The sequence below is a fragment of the Rhodococcus sp. IEGM 1318 genome, from assembly GCF_033142465.1.
In the GTDB taxonomy this organism is placed as follows: domain Bacteria; phylum Actinomycetota; class Actinomycetes; order Mycobacteriales; family Mycobacteriaceae; genus Rhodococcus_F; species Rhodococcus_F qingshengii_B.
Window position 1 is genome coordinate 1 of sequence record NZ_JAWLSC010000050.1, and the last position, 1,465, is coordinate 1,465.

1 protein-coding gene is annotated in these 1,465 nt (G+C 59.2%); it reads right to left on the reverse strand.

The window, feature by feature from the left end:
* Window positions 1–75: 75 nt before the first annotated feature.
* Window positions 76–1,326 (reverse strand): IS256 family transposase, encoded by a 1,251-nt coding sequence (locus R4P65_RS32995; RefSeq protein ID WP_317829693.1) that lies wholly within the window; start codon window positions 1,324–1,326, stop codon window positions 76–78.
* Window positions 1,327–1,465: the final 139 nt, after the last annotated feature.

Sequence of the window (1,465 nt, forward strand, 5' to 3'; positions counted from 1 at the left end):
GATAGTGCCCCGTGGCGTGGTGGACTTCGGATCAGGTGAGCGTTTCGCGTTGTGATCAACGAGTCATGATGAATGTTAGGCGATTTGGTGTTGTTTCGCCAGAGATTCGGTAGCGGTAGCCGCGGCTCGTTCTTTGTCGGCGATGACTTTTCTGAGTTCGTCCATGCTGACATCAGAGACGTAGCGTCGGGTGACCTGCCACTCGTCGTGGGCTTCGATGACCACAGCGGTGGCCAACCGTAGGAACGCGGCCGGGTTGGGAAAGATCTCCACGACATCAGCGCGGCGTTTAATCTCCTTGTTCAGGCGCTCGATCGGGTTGTTCGACCAAATCTTCTGCCAGTGCGCTTTCGGGAACGCGGTGAACGCCAGGACGTCGGCTTTGGCCTCACGCATCATCTCCGCCACTTTCGGAAACGACGATTCGAGGGTGTCGGCGACCTGATCCCACTGGGCATGAATATCGTCAGGTTCGGTGTGCGCGAAGATCGTTTTCACCGCCGCCATCACCGGCGGAATCTGTTTCGAAGCGACTTTGCCATGCAGGTTCCGCATGAAATGGACTCGGCATCGTTGCCACGCAGCGCCGTTGAATTGTTGTGCAACAGCTGCTTTCAGACCTTGATGAGCATCAGAGATCACCAGATGCACTCCGGTGAGGCCGCGGGCTTTGAGGCCGCGCAGGAACTCGCGCCAAAACTCGAACGACTCACTGTCACCGACTGCGGTACCGAGGACTTCGCGGGCGCCGTCGATCGATACGCCGGTGGCTACGACCATCGCATGCGAGACCACGTGAGCGCCGACGCGGACTTTGCAGAAGGTGGCATCGAGGAAAATGTAGGGAAAAGTGGTGTGCGTCAATGTTCGTTCACGGAAGCGTGCGATCTCATCATCGAGTTGCCCACAGATCCGTGAGACCTCCGACTTCGAGATCCCAGAATCCACGCCGAGCGCGGCAACCAGATCATCCACATTGCGGGTCGATACACCGTGGACATAGGCCTCCATGATCACCGCATGCAGGGCTTTGTCGATCCGCCGCCGGCGCTCGAGTAGCGACGGAAAGAAAGATCCCGACCGCAACTTCGGGATCTGAACTTCCACATCCCCGCTGGTGGTGGACACGGTCTTGGGGCGGTGGCCGTTGCGCTGGGTGCTGCGGCCTTCGGTGCGCTGGTAGCGGGCGGCACCGATCTTTTCGGTGGCTTCGGCCTCGATCAAGGCTTGGAGGCCGGCGCGGATCAGTTCGGCGAACACGGAGGCTGAATCAGCGCTGGTGAGTGCATCGAGCTGGGCGAGCAAGGCAGAATGGTCGTGGGCCATCGCGTAGATCTCTTTCTCTGAGTCACTGTGAGAGGTACTCATTGATCACTACGCGATGGCCCGCCCCGAGCGGATTACCGACACACGTTTCTGCTGGTGTCGACCTTATCTAAAGTCCACCACGCCATGGGACTCACCC

Bases quoted from the DNA above. Each gene is read 5' to 3' on its own strand.
- R4P65_RS32995 (WP_317829693.1), bottom strand. From the start codon at position 1,326: ATGGCCCACGACCATTCTGCCTTGCTCGCCCAGCTCGATGCACTCACC.